Raw genomic sequence first — 17135 nt, forward strand, 5'->3', positions numbered from 1 at the left:
GCAGGGGGGACCCTGTGGGAGAGTAGGACGCCGCCGAACAATTCTTCTGAGAAGCCCCTGCCGGGGATACCGGCAGGGGCTTTTCGCATGTCCGGTCAGAGTGCGAGCTTGAAGCCGACGTGCGAGGGGACGAAGCCCAGACGCTCGTAGAAGCGGTGGGCGTCGGTCCGGGTGACGTCGGAGGTGAGCTGGACCAGTTCGGCGCCGAGTTCGCGGGAGCGGTCGACGGCCCACCGGATCAGCTCGCTGCCCAGGCCGGTGCCGCGTTCGCCGGCGTGCACGCGCACGGCCTCGATGACGGTGCGGGTGGAGCCCTTCCGGGAGAGGCCGGGGACGACGGTCAGCTGCAGGGTGGCGACGGTCCGGCCGGCGCGCTCGGCGACCACGAGGTGCTGGTGCGGGTCGGCGTCGATGCGGGCGAAGGCCGAGCGGTAGGGGGTGAGGTCGTCGGGGCTCTCGCGGGTCGCGCCCAGCGGGTCGTCGGCGAGCAGGGCGACGATGGCCGGCAGATCGTCGCCGGTCGCCCGGCGGATGGTCAGATCGTTCATGACCACACCCTAGGCGGCCCCTGGACGCCCGTGGGAGGCCCTCCCGGCGTGATCCGGCGTCATGTGCCCGGCGGAGCGCTGGTGATGACCGCGAAGGCGGCGCCGTGCGGGTCGACGAGCCCGCCGAGGCGGCCGACGCCGTGGACGTCCGTGGCGGGGATCCGGACGGTCGCCCCGAGGCGTTCCGCGGTGGCGAGGCGGGCGTCGACGTCCGGCACCTCGAAGTAGGGGAGCCAGTGCGAGGAGATCCCGGCGGCGGTCTGCTCGGGGCCGAGCTGCATGATCCCGCCGTGGGCGTCCCCGGTGCCGCCGCCGGGCGGGGTGAGGACGGTGTACAGGAGTTCGCCGACCGGGACGTCCTGCTCCTGCCAGGCGAAGACCGTGCGGTAGAAGGTCTTGGCCGCCTCGGCGTCGATGCTCCAGCACTCCGTCCAGCAGAGGCTGCCGGGCTCGGTGACGGCGCCCAGGCCGCTGACGTCGTGCGGTTGCCAGACGGCGAAGTCGGCGCCGGTGGAGTCGGTGTAGCCGGCCATCCGGCCGCTGGTGAACACGTTGAACGGGGCGAAGCGGACCAGGCCGCCGGCCTCGCGGACCAGGTCCGTGGTGCGGTCGGCGTCGAGGGTGCAGAAGTAGACGGTCCAGGCCGGGCGGGCGTGGGTGTCGGTGAACGGGCCGAGCGCGGCGACCGTGCGGCCGTCCTGCCGGAAGAAGCCGTAGCCGCCCGCCTCGGGGCCGGCGGAGGCGTAGGTCCAGTCGAACACCGCGGTGTAGAAGGCGACCGAGGCCGCGGTGTCGGGGCTGGTGAGGTCGAGCCAGTCGGGGGCGCCGGGCCGGTAGGCGGTGGTGAGCATGGTGCGCTGCCCTTCGACGGTGTTCCTGGCCGCTCCTGCGTCCTTCCAGCCTGGCACCCGGGCCCCGGGTGTCGCACCCGGGCGGTACGGTGCGTAGCGGAAGTCGTCCCGCACGGTGAAAGGGGCCCGGTGGCCAGGCAGACAGGGGCGCGGACCGCCGCCGGCGGCGGTCCCGGTCAGGCGGCGGCGCCGCGGCAGCTCGCCCAGGTCGAGGGCGTGCTGGAGCGGATCACGTACGCCAACGAGGAGACCGGCTACACCGTGGCCCGGGTCGACACCGGGCGGGGCGGCAACGACCTGCTGACGGTGGTGGGCGCACTGCTCGGCGCGCAGCCGGGGGAGTCGCTGCGGCTGCACGGGCGGTGGGGGTCGCACCCGCAGTACGGGCGGCAGTTCGTGGTGGAGAACTACACGACGGTGCTGCCGGCGACCGTGCAGGGCATCCAGCGCTACCTGGGATCGGGGCTGATCAAGGGGATCGGGCCGCGGTTCGCGGAGCGGATCGTGGAGCGGTTCGGGGTGGACACCCTGGAGGTGATCGAGAACGAGCCGGGCCGGCTGATCGAGGTGCCGGGGCTCGGGCCGAAGCGCACGAAGAAGATCGCGGCCGCGTGGGAGGAGCAGAAGGCCATCAAGGAGGTGATGGTCTTCCTGCAGGGGGTCGGGGTCTCGACGTCGCTGGCCGTACGGATCTACAAGCAGTACGGGGACGGCTCGATCGGGGTGGTGAAGAACGAGCCGTACCGGCTGGCCTCGGACGTCTGGGGCATCGGCTTCCTCACCGCGGACCGGATCGCGCAGGCGGTGGGCATCCCGCACGACAGCCCGGAGCGGGTCAAGGCGGGCCTGCAGTACGCCCTGTCGCAGAGCAGTGACCAGGGGCACTGCTACCTGCCGGAGGAGCGGCTGATCGCGGACGGCGTCAAGCTGCTGCAGGTGGACGTGGGGCTGGTGATCGACTGCCTGGCGGAGCTGGTGGCGGTGGAGGGGGTGGTGCGCGAGCAGCTGCCGGGGGAGGGCGGCGAGCCGGTGACGGCGGTGTACCTGGTGCCCTTCCACCGGGCGGAGATCTCGCTGGCCAACCAGTTGCTGCGGCTGCTGCGGGCGGACACCGACCGGATGCCCTGGTTCGCGGACGTGGACTGGCCGGCGGCGCTGGGCTGGCTGGCGCGGGTGACGGGGGCGGAGCTGGCGGCGGAGCAGGAGCAGTCGGTGCGGCTGGCGCTGACCGAGAAGGTCGCGGTGCTGACCGGCGGGCCGGGTTGCGGCAAGTCCTTCACGGTGAAGTCGATCGTGACGCTGGCCCTGGCGAAGCGGGCCAAGGTGGTGCTGGCGGCGCCGACCGGGCGGGCGGCGAAGCGGCTGTCGGAGCTGACCGGGGTGGAGGCCTCGACGGTGCACCGGCTGCTGGAGCTGCGGCCGGGCGGGGACGCGGCGTACGACCGGGACCGGCCGCTGGACGCGGACCTGGTGGTCGTCGACGAGGCGTCGATGCTGGATCTGATCCTGGCGAACAAGCTGGTCAAGGCGGTGGCACCGGGGGCGCACCTGCTGTTCGTGGGGGACGTGGACCAGCTGCCCTCGGTGGGGGCGGGGGAGGTGCTGCGGGACCTGCTGGCCGAGGGCGGGCCGATCCCGTCGGTGCGGCTGACCCGGATCTTCCGGCAGGCGCAGCAGTCGGGGGTGGTGACCAACGCGCACCGGATCAACGAGGGGCTGCCGCCGCTGACCGAGGGCCTGCCGGACTTCTTCCTGTTCGCGGAGGACGACGCGGAGCTCGCGGCGGGCCTGACGGTGGACGTGGTGGCGCGGCGGATCCCGCAGAGGTTCGGCTACGACGCCCGGCGGGACGTCCAGGTGCTGGCGCCGATGCACCGGGGACCGGCCGGGGCGGGCAACCTCAACACGCTGTTGCAGGCGGCGGTGACGCCGGCCCGGGAGGGGCTGGCGGAGCGGCGGTTCGGCGGGCGGACCTTCCGGGTGGGGGACAAGGTCACGCAGATCCGCAACAACTACGACAAGGGGCGGAACGGGGTCTTCAACGGCACAGTGGGAGTGGTGACGTCCCTGAGCGTGGACGACCAGCGCCTGACGGTGCTCACCGACGAGGACGAGGAGGTGCCCTACGACTTCGACGAACTGGACGAGTTGGCGCACGCCTACGCGGTGACGATCCACCGCTCGCAGGGGAGCGAGTACCCGGTGGTGGTGATTCCCGTCACCACGTCCGCGTGGACGATGCTCCAGCGGAACCTGCTCTACACCGCGGTGACCAGGGCCCGGAAACTCGTCGTGCTGGTGGGGTCACGGAAAGCGATCGGGCAGGCGGTCCGCAGCGTCAGCGCAGGTCGGAGGCATGCCGCGCTGGACCACCGGCTTGCGTCTGGATGATTCTCCAAGGGATGGTTGCCCCTATTGTTCTCTTGACGTGAAGAGATTTACGACAGAGCCTGGTGGGGTGCCGATCTTGTCCGGTTCGTACCGGCGGCGGCGGGAGGTTTTGTAGGGGCGGGCCCTTTCGGGTCACCCCGGGTGCGCGGCTGTCCGCCGGATGGGGGATGGTAGAGACAGTCAGGGCACCTTGGAAGAGGATTCATTTCGTCGGTGAGGAAGACGTGAGCGACAACTCGGTAGTACTGCGGTACCAGGACGGCGAGTACGAGTACCCCGTCGTCGAGAGCACTGCGGGCAACGCCGGCTTCGACATCTCGAAGCTGCTCCCGCAGACCGGCCTGGTCACCCTGGACAACGGCTTCGGCAACACCGCCGCCTACAAGTCCGCGATCACCTTCGTGGACGGTGACAACGGCATCCTGCGGTACCGCGGTTACCCGATCGAGCAGCTCGCCGGCAAGGGTGACTTCATCGAGACCGCGTACCTGCTGATCAACGGCGAGCTGCCGGACGCCGGGCAGCTCGCGCAGTTCAACCGCGAGATCACCCAGCACACCCTGCTGCACGAGGACGTCAAGCGCTTCTTCCAGGGCTTCCCGCGGGACGCGCACCCGATGGCGATGCTGTCCTCGGTGGTCGGCGCGCTGTCGACGTTCTACCCGGAGAGCCACAACCCGTTCGACGCGGCCCAGCGCCACCTGTCGACGGTCCGCCTGCTGGCGAAGCTCCCGACCATCGCGGCGTACGCGTACAAGAAGGCGATGGGCCAGCCCTTCGTCTACCCGCGCAACGACCTGAGCTACGTCGAGAACTTCCTGCGGATGACCTTCGCGGTCCCGGCCGAGGACTACGAGCTCAACCCGGTCGTCGTCAACGCGCTCGACAAGCTGCTGATCCTGCACGCGGACCACGAGCAGAACTGCTCGACCTCCACCGTGCGCCTGGTCGGTTCCAGCCACGCCAACCTGTTCGCCTCGATCTCGGCGGGCATCTCGGCGCTCTGGGGCCCGCTGCACGGCGGCGCCAACCAGGCCGTGCTGGAGATGCTGGAGAGCATCCAGAAGGACGGCGGCGACGTCGACGCCTTCATCACGAAGGTCAAGAACAAGGAAGCCGGCGTCAAGCTGATGGGCTTCGGCCACCGGGTCTACAAGGCGTTCGACCCGCGTGCCGCCCAGGTCAAGCAGCTCGCCCACGAGGTGCTGAGCCAGCTCGGCAAGTCCGACGAGCTGCTCGACATCGCGCTCAAGCTGGAGGAGCACGCGCTCAAGGACGACTTCTTCGTCTCGCGCAAGCTCTACCCGAACGTGGACTTCTACACCGGCCTGATCTACCGCGCCATGGGCTTCCCGACCAGCATGTTCACCGTGCTGTTCGCCCTCGGCCGGCTGCCGGGCTGGATCGCCCACTGGCATGAGATGATCAACGACCCGACCAGCCGGATCGGCCGTCCGCGCCAGATCTACACCGGCACCGCGATCCGCGACTACGTGGAGATCGACGCCCGCTGACGCCGGGCACCGGTACTGACGTCATGTGCACGCCCTGACACCGTGCCACGAGGGCCCGGCCGCACTCCTGCGGCCGGGCCCTCGTGCTGTTCCCGGCCGAACCGTGCGAACGTCCGGCGCACGACTCCGGGGGCGGCGGTGGACCCGGGGCGGCCGCTCAAAGCGTCCCTGGTCCCGCCACACCCCGGCGTCGTGCGCGAAGGCCGCCAACCGTCGGCGACCGACCCGGGGCCCGCCGGAGCCCCGTCGGCGGCAGGGGTGGTCGGGCGTCGACGCTGTGCCGTTCGCCGCGTCTCGGCCCACCGGAAAAACTGCCGCACTACCAACCTAAGACGTATCACCCTGTGAGAAGTTACGCCGGGGGGGTGTGAGCTGCCTCTCGCCACGCTCCGTGTGCGGGCGGTGCCGCCCCCATATCACACCTTCCAGCGGCCGCGACGTCACCCTCCCCGCAGTCACGGCAACCGAGCGTGATAGGAATCGTGGCATTCCGGTACGGACCGTCCCGCACCTTGGAGCGGGGCGGCGGAGCTGGGGAGGGAGTGCGCAGATGACCAGGAACGTGGTTGTCACCGGCGGTGGCACGGGGATCGGGTACGAGGTGGCACGGCGGTTCGCCGAGGCGGGCGAACAGGTCGTGATCGTCGGCCGTCGGCGAGCGGTGCTGGAGGAATCCGCCGCGGCGCTCGGGCCGAACGTGACCCCGCTGGTCTGCGACCTCGCCGATCCGGACGCCGTGGAGGCCGCGCTGGCCGGGCTCCCGGAGCGGATCGACGTGCTGGTGAACAACGCCGGCAGCCGGGAGACCGTGATCGGTGCCGGGCCGCACGCCCTGCTGGCCCGCTGGCGCGGGGACTTCGAGCGCAATGTGCTGACCGCGGTGCTGCTCACCGAGTCGGTCCGCGACCGGCTCACCCCGGGCTCCGGCCGGGTGGTCACCATCAGCTCGATCGCCGCCCTGCGCGGGGCCGGTTCGTTCGGGGCGGCGAAGGCCTCGCTGCACGCCTGGAACCACTTCCTCGCCGCCCAGCTCGGCACCTCGGGCATCACCGCCAACATCGTGGCGCCGGGGACGGTGGCGGGCACCGAGTTCTTCGGACCGCGGCTGGACGAGGCGGAGGTCTCCCGGCGGGCGGCCCGGACGCTGCTCGGGCGGATCGGGGAGACCGGCGAGGTGGCGGCGGCGGTCCACTTCCTGGCCTCGCCGGAGGCCGGGTTCATCACCGGCGAGATCCTGCACTGCAACGGCGGCGAGCTGCTCGGCCGCTGAGCGGCCGCGGCGGCCGGAGGGGCCGCGAACGGCGGTGGGGCCCGTACCGCACGTGCGGTACGGGCCCCACCGCGTTCCCGGGGCGGTTCCCCGGGTCAGGCGGCCGCCCGGAAGCGGCGCAGCCGGAGGCTGTTGGTGAGCACGAAGACCGAGGAGAAGGCCATCGTGGCACCGGCGATCATCGGGTTGAGCAGGCCTGCGGCGGCCAGCGGGATCGCCGCCACGTTGTAGCCGAAGGCCCAGAAGAGGTTGCCCTTGATGGTGCCCAGGGTCCTGCGGGAGAGCCGGATGGCGTCGGCGGCCGCGCGCAGGTCGCCGCGGACCAGGGTGAGGTCGGCGGCCTCGATGGCGGCGTCGGTGCCGGTGCCCATGGCGAGGCCGAGGTCGGCCTGGGCGAGCGCGGCGGCGTCGTTGACGCCGTCGCCGACCATCGCGACGATCCTGCCCTCGGCCTGGAGGGTCTCGACGGCGACGACCTTGTCCTCGGGCAGCACCTCGGCGTAGACGTCCTCGGCGGGGATGCCGACCTCGGCGGCGACGGCCTCGGCGACCAGCCGGTGGTCACCGGTGAGCAGGACCGGCCGCAGGCCCAGGGCGCGCAGCTCGGCGACCGCCTCGGCGCTGGTGGGCTTGACCGCGTCGGCGACCTCCAGGACGGCCCGCGCGCCGCCGTCCCAGCCGACCACGACGGTGGTCCGTCCGGCGGCCTCGGCGCTGCGCTTGGCCTCGGCGAGCGCGGCGGGCAGCGGCTGGCCGTGGTCGGCGAGCAGGGACTCCCGGCCGGCGACCACCGCGTGGCCGTCGACGACTCCCCGGACACCGAGGCCGGGGACGTTCTCGAACCCCTCGACGGCGGGCAGGGTGCCGAGCCGCTCGGCGGCCGCGCCGGCGACGGCGGCGGCGATCGGGTGCTCGGAGGCGTGCTCCAGGGCGCCGGCCAGGCGCAGCGCCTCGTCCTCGGTGACGCCCTCGGCGGTGTGCACGCCGTGCAGCGTCATGCTGCCGGTGGTGACGGTGCCGGTCTTGTCCAGGACGACGGTGTCGACCCGGCGGGTGTTCTCCAGCACCTCGGGGCCCTTGATGAGGACGCCGAGCTGGGCGCCGCGGCCGGTGCCGACCATCAGGGCGGTCGGGGTGGCCAGGCCCAGGGCGCAGGGGCAGGCGATGATCAGCACGGCGACGGCGGCGGTGAACGCCTCGGTGGCGCTGTCGGAGGTCAGCAGCCAGGCGATCAGGGTGCCGAGCGCGATGAGGATCACCACGGGCACGAAGACGGCGGAGATCCGGTCGGCGAGCCGCTGGGCGGCGGCCTTGCCGCTCTGGGCGTCCTCGACGAGCCTGGCCATCCGGGCGAGCCGGGTGTCGGCGCCGATCCGGGTGGCTTCGACCACCAGGCGGCCGCCGGCGTTGACGGTGGCACCGGTGACGGTGTCGCCGACGGCGACCTCGACGGGCACGGACTCGCCGGTCAGCATCGAGGCGTCGACGGCGGAGGCGCCCTCGACCACCACGCCGTCGGTGGCGATCTTCTCGCCGGGGCGGACCACGAAGCGCGTCCCGACGGTGAGCTGCTCGACGGGCAGCCGCACCTCGCGGCCGTCGCGCAGCACGGCGACGTCCTTGGCGCCGAGGTCCAGCAGGGCGTGCAGGGCGGCCCCGGCGCGGCGCTTGGAGCGGGCCTCCAGGTAACGGCCGAGCAGGATCAGCACGGTGACGGCGGAGGCCGTCTCCAGGTAGAGCATGGACGAGGCGTCGGTGTCGCCGACCGAGAACGAGAACTCGTGCCGCATGCCGGGCATCCCGGCGTCGCCCCAGAACAGGGCCCAGAAGGACCAGCCGAAGGCGGCCAGGGTGCCGAGCGAGACCAGGGTGTCCATGGTCGCCGCGCCGTGCTTGAGGTTGGTCCAGGCGGCGCGGTGGAAGGGCAGGCCGCCGTGGACGACGACGGGGCCGGTGAGCGCGAAGGCCAGCCACTGCCAGTTGGTGAACTGGAGGGCGGGGATCATGGACCAGAGGACCACCGGCAGGCTGAGCACGGCGCTGACGAGCAGCCGGTCGAGCAGCGGGTCGGCCGGCGCCGGAGCGCGGGCGGCGGTGGCGGCGGGAGCCTCGGACCGGGCGGCGGGGACCGGCGGCGGGGGGAGTTCGGCGGTGTAGCCGGTGTTCTCCACGGTGGCGACGAGGTCGGCCACGGTGACGTCCGGCGCGAACTCGACCCTGGCCTTCTCGGTGGCGTAGTTGACGGTGGCCTCGACGCCGGCCATCCGGTTGAGTTTCTTCTCGACGCGCGCGGCGCAGGCGGCACAGGTCATGCCGCCGATCAGGAGTTCGACGCGCTCGCGGACCGCGGTGGGGTCCTCCTGGCCGGTTGTGGCGGTCGCCGTGTCCGGGGAGGCGGAGCCCGAGGTGGAGGTGCTCATGTGCTGATCAGCTCCTAGGGGAGGGCACGGCGGGGGCGGGGTGTCGCCGGGCCCCCGCCGCGCGGCGGGGGCTCTCAGGCGGCGCGGCCGACCAGCTCGTAGCCGGCCTCGTCGACGGCGGCGCGCACCTGCTCCTCGTCCAGCGGAGCGGCGGCGGAGACGGTGACCGTGCCGGCCTTGGCGTCGGCGGACACCTCGGTCACCCCGGCGAGGGCGGAGAGTTCCTTGCTGACCGAACTCTCACAGTGTCCGCAGCTCATGCCGGTGACGGTGTAGGTGATGGTGCTGGACATCGTGGCCTCCGGAAGGTCGGTACGGCCGCGAGCGTACGCCCGGGCCCGGCTGATAATCTCCACCATACCCCTAAGGGGTATTCCGTAGGGGTACGGATGGTGTGGTGTGGATCGCATTCCGCTTGACGCCGGGGTGTCGCCCGGACATCGGCCGGTGCGCGCTCCGAGAGCAGAGCGTAGGCGCCCGGCGACGCTGCGCCCGGATCCGCGCCGTGACATGGGCGGATTCGGCGGGCCCGGGGCCCGGGGGCCGCGGACGGGACGCGCGAGGCCGGGGGTGCGGGGGTGGGCGTACTGATCGTCCGTTATGTTCGATATGTGTCCCCGTTCCGCCGTGCCCAGTCGCCGTCCGTCCCGACCGGCACCGGGCAGCCACCGGCCCGGCGGCGCAACGCGCTGCTCGCCGTCGACCTGCTCGACATCCCGTTCTGGCGGCGGGCCGCCCCCGCGCTGATCGCGATCGTGCTGGTCGGGATCGCCGACCTGTACTCCGGCCAGGACCGCTACCTCGCGCCGCTGATGACCGTCGTCCCCAGCATCGCCGCCCTCACCCTGCGCCCGCTCGAACTGCTCGGCGTCTGTTCGCTCGGCCTGCTCGCCGTCTTCGGCCTCAGCCACTACGACCAGGTCGACAACCTCAACGACGTCCGCTTCCTGTGGGGAGCGATGGTCAGCTACCTGCTGCTGTCGGTGTTCTCCGCCTGGGTGGCCCGGATCCGGATGCGCAGGGCCGCGGCCTACGCGGCGGTCAGCTCCGTCGCGGAGGCCGCCCAGCGCGCCCTGCTGCGGCTGCCCGGCCCGGTCGTCGGACCGCTGCACCTCGCGGTGCGGTACGTCTCCGCGGCCGACGCGTCACGGATCGGCGGGGACCTCTACTCCGTCCTGGAGACGCCGTACGGCACCCGGGTCGCGGTCGGCGACGTGCGGGGCAAGGGGCTCGGCGCGGTGCAGACCGCCGCCGTGGTGCTCGGCGCCTTCCGCGAGGCCGCCTACGACGAGGCCGGGCTGCGCGGGGTGGCCGCCCGGATCGAGGCCAGCGTCGAGCGGCACGTGCCGGACGGCGAGTTCACCACCGCGCTGTTCGCCGAGTTCCGCCGGCCCGGCGTGGTCCAGCTGCTCCAGTACGGGCACGTGCCGCCGATCCGGGTGGACCCGGAGGGCCGGGTGCACGTCCTGGACGCGCCCGACCCGTGGGTGCCGCTCGGCCTCGGCCGGCTCGCGGCCGGCGAGCCGAGCACCTGGGAGCAGCCGTTCGGCACCGACGACGTGCTGGTGCTCTGCACCGACGGCGTGATCGAGGCCAAGCACCGGCACAGCGGCGTGTTCTACCCGCTCGCCGAGCGGGTCGGCCCGCTGGTGCGCGGTGCGGCCCGCTCCGCGGCGGAGCTGGAGGCGGCGGTCGGGCGGGTCTACGCCGACCTGCTGGCGCACACCGGGGGCGAGCTGCGGGACGACGCGCTGCTGCTGCTGATCACCCGCACCGACGCCGGCTAGCGCGGCTCAGGGCGCCCCGGGGCGGGCGGGACGGCGGCGGCGTCGGCCAGGGCGCGGAAGAGCAGGGCGGTGGAGGTGGCGCCCGGGTCCTGGTGGCCGACGCTGCGCGGGCCCAGATAGGAGGCGCGGCCCTTGCGGGCCTGCAGCGGCACGGTGTCCAGGGCGCCCCGCTCGGCGCCCCCGGCCGCGGCCGCGGCGGCCTCCGGCAGGCCCCCGCCGCCGGCCACCGCCGCCCGGTAGGCCTCCAACGCGGGCGTCCAGGCGTCGACGATGGTCTTGTCGCCCGGCTCGGCCTTGCCGAGCTCCCGCACCGCGCGCAGTCCGGCCGCCAGCGCCTCGCCGAGCGCGGCCGCGTCGGCGGGCGCCCCGCCGGGCTGCGGCAGCGCGGCGCCGATCGCCCGGAACGCCTTGCCGTAGAGCGGGCCGGAGGCGCCGCCGACCTTGGAGATCAGGGTGGTGCCGGTCCTCGTCAGCAGCGCGCCGGGCCCGGCGGGGGCCGGGGCGTCCGGCGCGTCCAGGGCGGCCAGCACGGCGGTGAAGCCGCGCCGCAGGTTGCTGCCGTGGTCGCCGTCGCCGATCGCGGAGTCCAGCTCGGTGAGCCGCCCGTGCTCCTTCTCGACCGCGGCGGCCAGCGCGCGGACCCAGGCCTCGGCGAGGCGGGTGTCGACGTCCATGTCGGGTACTCCTGTTCCGGGGGTCAGGCGCGCTTGAGGGCCGGGGTGTCCACCGGGGCGTCCCACAGCTCCAGCAGCTGGCCGTCGGCCTTGGCGAGGGTGAGCGAGAAACCGGCCATGTCCAGGCTGGTCACGTAGTTGCCGACCAGGCTGCGGGCCACCGTGATGCCGTGCTCGGCCAGCCGGGCGCAGACCTCGCCGAAGACGATGTACAGCTCCATCAGCGGCGTCCCGCCCAGGCCGTTGACCAGGGCGATCACCGTGTCGCCGGCGGTCAGGTGGTGGTCGGTGAGGATCGTCTCGACCACCTCGGCGACCAGCTCCCGGGCCGGGCGCAACCGCTCCCGGCGGCGGCCCGGCTCGCCGTGGATGCCGACGCCCACCTCGATCTCGTCCTCGGCCAGCTCGAAGCCGGGCTTGCCCGCGGCCGGGACGGTCGCCGCGCTCAGCGCGATCGCGAACGAGCGGGAGGCCGCGTTCACCCGCTCGCCGAGGGCGGCCACCTCGTCCAGCGCGGCGCCGCGCTCGGCCAGCGCGCCCGCGATCTTCTCCACCAGCACCGTCGCGCCGGTGCCGCGCCGCCCGGCCGTCCAGGTGGAGTCCTCCACCGCGACGTCGTCGTTGACCAGCACCGTGCGGACCTCGATGCCCTCCTCGGCGGCCAGCTCCGCGGCGAGCTCGAAGTTCATCACGTCGCCGGTGTAGTTCTTGACGACGAACACCACGCCGGCGCCGCAGTCCACGGCCTTGGCGGCGGCCAGCATCTGGTCCGGGACGGGGGAGGTGAACACCTCGCCGGGGCAGGCCGCGTCCAGCATGCCGGGCCCCACGAAGCCGCCGTGCAGCGGTTCGTGCCCCGACCCGCCGCCGGACACCAGCGCCACCTTCGGGGCGGCCGGCCGCACGGCCCTGGTGATGACCCGGCCGGCGATGTCCACCGACAGCTCCGGATGGGCGGCGGCCACTCCGGCCAGCGCGTCCTCCAGGACGCTCTCCGCGGCGTTGATGAGCTTCTTCACGGCGTACGCGCTCCCCTCGGCAGACGGTGCTGACCCGACGCTACGCCAGACGGTGGCGCCGGGCACGGAATCCGACACGCGGGCCGTGGCTCACCCGGGTGGAGCACCCACGTCCTAGGGTCGGGGGCATGAGTGGACACGTGGGCATCGTCCTGGTCTCGCACAGCGCGGCGCTGGCCGGCGGGTTGAAGGAACTGCTGGCGGAGCTCGCCTCGCCGGAGGTGCGGGTGGTGGTGGCGGCCGGGACGGAGGAGGGCGGGCTCGGGACCAGCTACGAGCTGATCGCCCGGGCCGTCGCGGCGGCGGACGGCGGGGCGGGGGTCGCGGTGCTGCCGGACCTCGGGAGCTCGGTGCTGACGGCGGTGACGGTGCTGGAGGACGAGCCGCGCCCCGGCGTGGTGCTGGTCGACGCGCCGTTCGTGGAGGGGGCGGTGGCCGCCGCGGTCACCGCCTCGACCGGGGCGGCGCTGGCCGAGGTGGTGGCGGCGGCCGAGGAGGCGCGCGGCTTCCGCAAGCTCTGAGGGCTCACTTGGCGTCGGCGTAGCACTCCACCACGGCGGTGGAGAGCGGGAACCGCACCGGTGTGTCGCCGAAGACCAGCCGGCGGGCCTCGTCGGCCGCCGCGGCGACCGCCGCCGCCACCTCCTCGGCGTGGTTGGCCGGGGTGTGCACCATCACCTCGTCGTGCTGGAAGAACACCAGGTGCGGGCGGTCGGCCGGGGTGGCCACCGGGATCTCGGCGAGCCGGCGGCGCAGCGCGGCCAGCAGGGCGAGGGCCCAGTCGGCGGCGCTGGCCTGGATGACGAAGTTGCGGGTGAACCGGCCCCGGGCGCGGGCCGAGCGGCCGCCGGCGTCGCCCGCCGTCTCGGGCGCCTCGGTGAGGTCCAGGAAGTCGGCCGAGGCGGGCGGGCAGGGGCGGCCCAGCCGGGAGGCGACCACGCCGCCGTCCTCGCCGGTGCGGGCGGCCGCCTCGACGTAGCCCATCGCGGCCGGGTAGCGGTTGCGCAGGGTGGCCAGCAGCGGGCCGATGTCGCCGCTGGTCTGGCCGTACATGGCGCCGAGCAGGCCGAGCTTCGCCTTGTCGCGGTCGCCGTGGAAGGCGGTGGCGGCCAGTGCCTCGTAGAGGTCGCCGCCGGCGGCGGTGCGGGCCAGCCCGGCGTCCTGGGAGAGCGCGGCGAGCACGCGCGGCTCCAGCTGGGCGGCGTCGGCGACCACCAGCAGCCAGCCCGGGTCGGCGACCACGGCGCGGCGCAGGATGCGCGGGATCTGCAGCGCGCCGCCGCCCCGGCTGGCCCAGCGGCCGGAGACCACGCCGCCGACCACGTACTCGGGGCGGAACCGGCCGCCGCGTGCCCAGGCGTCCTGCCAGGCCCAGCCGTGCGCGACGTGGATCCGGGACAGCTCCTTGTAGCGGACCAGCAGCCGGGCCGCCGGGTGGTCGACGGTCTTCAGCTCCCAGGAGCGGGTGGAGGCGAGCGGGATGCCGGCGTCGGCGAAGGCGCGCAGCACCTGGCTGTGCGAGTCGGGGTTGAACGGGCGCCCGCCGAGTGCCCGCTGGAGCTCGACGGCGAGTTCGGCGAGCAGGCGCGGCTGGGTGCCGGGGACGGCGGGGCGCGGGCCGAGCAGATCGGTCAGCAGCCGGTCGTGGACGTCGACGCGCCAGGGCAGGCCGTCGTGGGCCATCTCGGCGGCGGCCAGCGCGCCGGCCGACTCGGCGGCGGCCAGCAGCCGGAACCGGGCACGGGCGGCCGGGTCGGCGATCGCGGCGAGCCGGCGCTGCTGCTCGGCGTGGACGGCGACGACCGCGGCCAGCGGATCGGTGCCGGGCGGCAGCTGGAGCCGGTCCGGGGCGAACAGGGTGTCCTGGCCGTCACCGGCCTCGGCGGAGCCGGGCTCCGGGAGGTCGGCGGGGACCGGCAGGCCGCGCAGCCGGGCCCAGCCGGCGCCGAGCGAGCGCGGGGCGCCGAAGCGGCCCTCGTGGGCGAGCAGCAGCGCCTCGACCAGCCGCAGGTCGTGGCAGCGGGCGAGCCGGTCGGGCAGCCGGGGGAGCAGCGGGGCGTACCCGGAGTCGGCGGCGGCCCACACCCACCGGGGGTGCTCGCCGGCCTCGCGGGCGGCGACGGCGGCGGCGAGGTCGGCGGCGGGTTCGGGCGGGCCGAGCGGGGCGCCGGCGTCGTCGAGCGGCTGGAGCCGGCCGCCGGGGCCGTGCGGATCCGGGGCGAGGGCGATCCGGGGTGCCACGGGGGCTCCTCCTCTCGTCGGGACTGCGGTGGGGCTGCGGTAGGGCTGCGGTAGGGCTGCGGACGGGGTGGCGACGGGACGGCGGGCGGGGCGGGCTCGGGGTGGTGCGGGCGGGCGGGACGGCGGGTCGGGCTGCGGGTGGGGCGGCGGTGCGGGCGCTTGCGCGGGCCGGGCCGTCCGGGGGCGTACCGTCGGCCGGTGACGACGGTAGCGGGAGGGTACGACAACCGGAGCCGCGCCGTCCGGGTGCGTGCCGCCGCAGGCGCGCCGGACGGCGGGGCGAAAGGGTGTGGGCAGTGCCGGTGACAGCGCGTAAGGTCGGCGGAATGACCGAGAACCCGTTCTTCAGGCCCAGCACCCTGGCCTACGAACTGCCGCCGTTCGCCGAGATCCGGCCGGAACACTACCTGCCCGCCTTCGAGCGCGGCATGGCCGAGCAGCTCGCCGAGATCGCGGCGATCACCGCCGACCCGCAGCCGCCCACGGTCGAGAACACCCTGGTCGCGCTGGAGCGCTCGGGCAGGCTGCTGCACCGGGTCAAGGTGGTCTTCGAGAACCACTCCGCCGCCGACACCGCCCCCGAGATCGACCGGATCGACGCCGAGATCAGCCCCCGGCTGGCCGCGCACCGGGACGCGATCCACCTGGACGCCGCGCTGTTCGCCCGGATCGAGGAGCTGCACGCCGGCCGCGACGCGCTGGAGCTGGACCCGCAGACGCTGCGGCTGCTGGAGCGCCGGCACACCGCGTTCGTCCGGGCCGGTGCCCGGCTGGGCGCCGAGGAGCAGGACCGGCTGCGCGCGATCAACACCGAACTGGCCGCCGCCTCCTCGGAGTTCCGGCAGAACGTGTCCGCCGACTCGCAGGCCCGGGCGCTGGTGCTGGACTCCGCCGAGCAGCTGGCCGGACTCTCGGCCGACGCGATCGCCGCCGCCGCCGAGAACGGCCGGGCGCTCGGGCGGCCGGGCACGTACGTCCTGAGCCTGAAGAACTTCTCCAACCAGACCGAACTCGCCTCGCTCACCGACCGCTCGGTGCGCGAGCGGCTGCTCAACGCCTCGCTCGACCGCGCCGTCGACACCAACGGCCCGCTGGCGATCCGGATGGCCGCGCTGCGCGCCGAACGCGCCCGGCTGCTCGGCTACGACACCCACGCGGCCCAGGTGGTGGCCGACGAGACGGCCGGCACCGTCGAGGCGGTGGACGCGCTGCTCGCCCGGCTGGTGCCCCCGGCCGTGGCCAACGCCCGCCGGGAGGCCGCCGAGCTGGCCAAGCTCGCCGCGGCCGACGGCGTCGAGGAGATCGCCGCGCACGACTGGGCGTACTACTCGGAGCAGGTCCGCCAGGCCTCGTACCAGGTGGACGCGGCGGCGCTGCGCCCCTACTTCGAGCTGGAGCGGGTGCTGCGCGACGGCGTGTTCTTCGCCGCCAACCTGGCCTACGGGGTGACCTTCACCGAGCGCCCGGACCTCGTCGGCTACCACCCGGACACCCGGGTCTTCGAGGTGTTCGACGCGGACGGCTCCGGGCTGGGCCTGTTCCTCGGCGACTTCCACGCCCGGGCGTCCAAGCGCGGCGGCGCCTGGATGGACGAACTGGTCACCCAGTCGCACCTGCTGGGGCAGCGGCCGGTGGTCTACAACAACCTGAACATCGCCAAGCCGGCGCCCGGTGAGCCGGTGCTGCTCTCCTGGGACGAGGTCCGCACCCTGTTCCACGAGTTCGGGCACGCGCTGCACGGGCTCTTCTCGGACGTCCGCCACCCGTACCTGGCGGGCACGGCCGTGCCGCGGGACTTCGTGGAGTTCCCCTCGCAGGTCAACGAGATGTGGATGGTGTGGCCGGAGGTGCTCGCCAACTACGCCCGGCACCACGAGACGGGCGAGCCGCTGCCGGCCGAGCTGGTGGAGCGGATGGAGGCCGCGGAGTCCTTCGGGCAGGGCTTCCGGACCGTCGAGTACCTGGCGGCGGCGCTGCTGGACTGGGCCTGGCACACCCTGCCGGAGGGCCGGGAGGTCACCGACGCCCGGGAGTTCGAGGCGGCGGCGCTGGAGAAGGCCGGACTGGCGGTGGCGGCGATCCCGCCGCGCTACCGGACCACCTACTTCGGCCACATCTTCGCGGGCGGGTACAGCGCGGGCTACTACGCGTACATCTGGTCGGAGGTGCTGGACGCCGACACGGTGGAGTGGTTCAAGGGCAACGGCCGCGGCGTGCGGGAGAGCGGCGAGGTGTTCCGCCGCGAGCTGCTGGCCCGCGGCGACAGCCGGGACGCGCTGGACTCCTTCCGCGCGGTGGTCGGGCGCGACCCCGAGACCGGGCCGCTGCTGGCCCGGCGCGGACTGCTGTAGCGGCCGGAAGGGCCCGGCGGCGGCGCGGATGCCGCCGGGCCCCGGTGCCGGCGGGGTCCGGTGCCGGCG

The 17135-nt window shown here is 74.1% G+C and carries 13 protein-coding genes; 6 read left to right on the forward strand and 7 right to left on the reverse strand.

Translation table 11 applies throughout. The annotated features are described in order from the left end of the window. Nucleotides 1-95 precede the first annotated feature (95 nt). On the reverse strand, nt 96-548 hold the full coding sequence (locus tag ACF1AK_RS23300) for a GNAT family N-acetyltransferase (RefSeq protein ID WP_391500750.1): 453 nt from the start codon (nt 546-548) through the stop codon (nt 96-98). A 59-nt stretch (nt 549-607) separates the two neighbouring features. Further along, complete coding sequence (locus tag ACF1AK_RS23305; RefSeq protein ID WP_391500751.1) at nt 608-1456, reverse strand: VOC family protein; 849 nt, start codon at nt 1454-1456, stop codon at nt 608-610. 159 nt (nt 1457-1615) lie between these two features. Here ACF1AK_RS23305 and ACF1AK_RS23310 point away from each other — a divergent pair, with 159 nt between their 5' ends. From ACF1AK_RS23310 to ACF1AK_RS23320, 3 genes are all read left to right on the forward strand, one after another. Further along, complete coding sequence (locus tag ACF1AK_RS23310) at nt 1616-3790, forward strand: ATP-dependent RecD-like DNA helicase (RefSeq protein ID WP_391500956.1); 2175 nt, start codon at nt 1616-1618, stop codon at nt 3788-3790. A 224-nt stretch (nt 3791-4014) separates the two neighbouring features. Beyond that, nucleotides 4015-5304 (forward strand): citrate synthase, encoded by a 1290-nt coding sequence (locus ACF1AK_RS23315; protein ID WP_391500752.1) that lies wholly within the window; start codon nt 4015-4017, stop codon nt 5302-5304. Between the two features lie 550 nt (nt 5305-5854). Next, nucleotides 5855-6574 carry an SDR family NAD(P)-dependent oxidoreductase gene (locus ACF1AK_RS23320; RefSeq protein WP_391500753.1) on the forward strand — a complete coding sequence of 240 codons (720 nt, stop codon included), beginning with the start codon at nt 5855-5857 and terminating at the stop codon, nt 6572-6574. A gap of 95 nt (nt 6575-6669) precedes the next feature. On the opposite strand, the gene ACF1AK_RS23325 is transcribed toward ACF1AK_RS23320, so the two are convergent. Further along, the gene (locus ACF1AK_RS23325; protein ID WP_391500754.1) at nt 6670-8994 is read right to left on the reverse strand and encodes a heavy metal translocating P-type ATPase; all 2325 of its coding nucleotides are present in this window, start codon (nt 8992-8994) and stop codon (nt 6670-6672) included. 74 nt (nt 8995-9068) lie between these two features. Next, nucleotides 9069-9287 carry a heavy-metal-associated domain-containing protein gene (locus ACF1AK_RS23330; protein WP_391500755.1) on the reverse strand — a complete coding sequence of 73 codons (219 nt, stop codon included), beginning with the start codon at nt 9285-9287 and terminating at the stop codon, nt 9069-9071. 318 nt (nt 9288-9605) lie between these two features. Here ACF1AK_RS23330 and ACF1AK_RS23335 point away from each other — a divergent pair, with 318 nt between their 5' ends. Next, complete coding sequence (locus tag ACF1AK_RS23335; RefSeq protein ID WP_391500756.1) at nt 9606-10781, forward strand: PP2C family protein-serine/threonine phosphatase; 1176 nt, start codon at nt 9606-9608, stop codon at nt 10779-10781. On the opposite strand, the gene dhaL is transcribed toward ACF1AK_RS23335, so the two are convergent. Together dhaL and dhaK are read right to left on the reverse strand one after the other, a co-directional pair. Beyond that, nucleotides 10778-11455: a dihydroxyacetone kinase subunit DhaL gene (gene dhaL / locus ACF1AK_RS23340; protein WP_391500757.1), complete on the reverse strand. Its 678-nt coding sequence runs from the start codon at nt 11453-11455 to the stop codon at nt 10778-10780. The genes ACF1AK_RS23335 and dhaL overlap by 4 nt on opposite strands. Nucleotides 11456-11478: 23 nt before the next feature. After that, nucleotides 11479-12474: a dihydroxyacetone kinase subunit DhaK gene (gene dhaK, locus ACF1AK_RS23345; RefSeq protein ID WP_391500758.1), complete on the reverse strand. Its 996-nt coding sequence runs from the start codon at nt 12472-12474 to the stop codon at nt 11479-11481. Between the two features lie 128 nt (nt 12475-12602). On the opposite strand from dhaK, the gene dhaM reads away from it, so the two are divergent. Beyond that, nucleotides 12603-12995, forward strand: a complete 393-nt coding sequence (gene dhaM / locus ACF1AK_RS23350) for a dihydroxyacetone kinase phosphoryl donor subunit DhaM (protein WP_391500759.1) — start codon at nt 12603-12605, stop codon at nt 12993-12995. Between the two features lie 4 nt (nt 12996-12999). On the opposite strand, the gene ACF1AK_RS23355 is transcribed toward dhaM, so the two are convergent. Continuing rightward, the gene (locus tag ACF1AK_RS23355) at nt 13000-14715 is read right to left on the reverse strand and encodes a bifunctional 3'-5' exonuclease/DNA polymerase (protein WP_391500760.1); all 1716 of its coding nucleotides are present in this window, start codon (nt 14713-14715) and stop codon (nt 13000-13002) included. A gap of 326 nt (nt 14716-15041) precedes the next feature. Between ACF1AK_RS23355 and ACF1AK_RS23360 the strand changes: the two genes are divergently transcribed. Next, a complete protein-coding gene (locus tag ACF1AK_RS23360; protein ID WP_391500761.1) occupies nt 15042-17066 on the forward strand; it encodes a M3 family metallopeptidase in 2025 nt (674 codons plus the stop codon). The last annotated feature ends 69 nt before the right edge of the window (nt 17067-17135 follow it).

The sequence above is a fragment of the Kitasatospora sp. NPDC015120 genome, from assembly GCF_043080305.1.
Lineage (GTDB): Bacteria > Actinomycetota > Actinomycetes > Streptomycetales > Streptomycetaceae > Kitasatospora.

Coding starts and splice junctions, on each gene's coding strand:
- ACF1AK_RS23320 (WP_391500753.1), top strand. CDS start 5,855: ATGACCAGGAACGTGGTTGTCACCGGCGGTGGCACGGGGATCGGGTAC.
- ACF1AK_RS23360 (WP_391500761.1), top strand. CDS start 15,042: ATGACCGAGAACCCGTTCTTCAGGCCCAGCACCCTGGCCTACGAACTG.
- ACF1AK_RS23300 (WP_391500750.1), bottom strand. CDS start 548: ATGAACGATCTGACCATCCGCCGGGCGACCGGCGACGATCTGCCGGCC.
- ACF1AK_RS23325 (WP_391500754.1), bottom strand. CDS start 8,994: ATGAGCACCTCCACCTCGGGCTCCGCCTCCCCGGACACGGCGACCGCC.
- dhaL (WP_391500757.1), bottom strand. CDS start 11,455: ATGGACGTCGACACCCGCCTCGCCGAGGCCTGGGTCCGCGCGCTGGCC.
- dhaM (WP_391500759.1), top strand. CDS start 12,603: ATGAGTGGACACGTGGGCATCGTCCTGGTCTCGCACAGCGCGGCGCTG.
- ACF1AK_RS23330 (WP_391500755.1), bottom strand. CDS start 9,287: ATGTCCAGCACCATCACCTACACCGTCACCGGCATGAGCTGCGGACAC.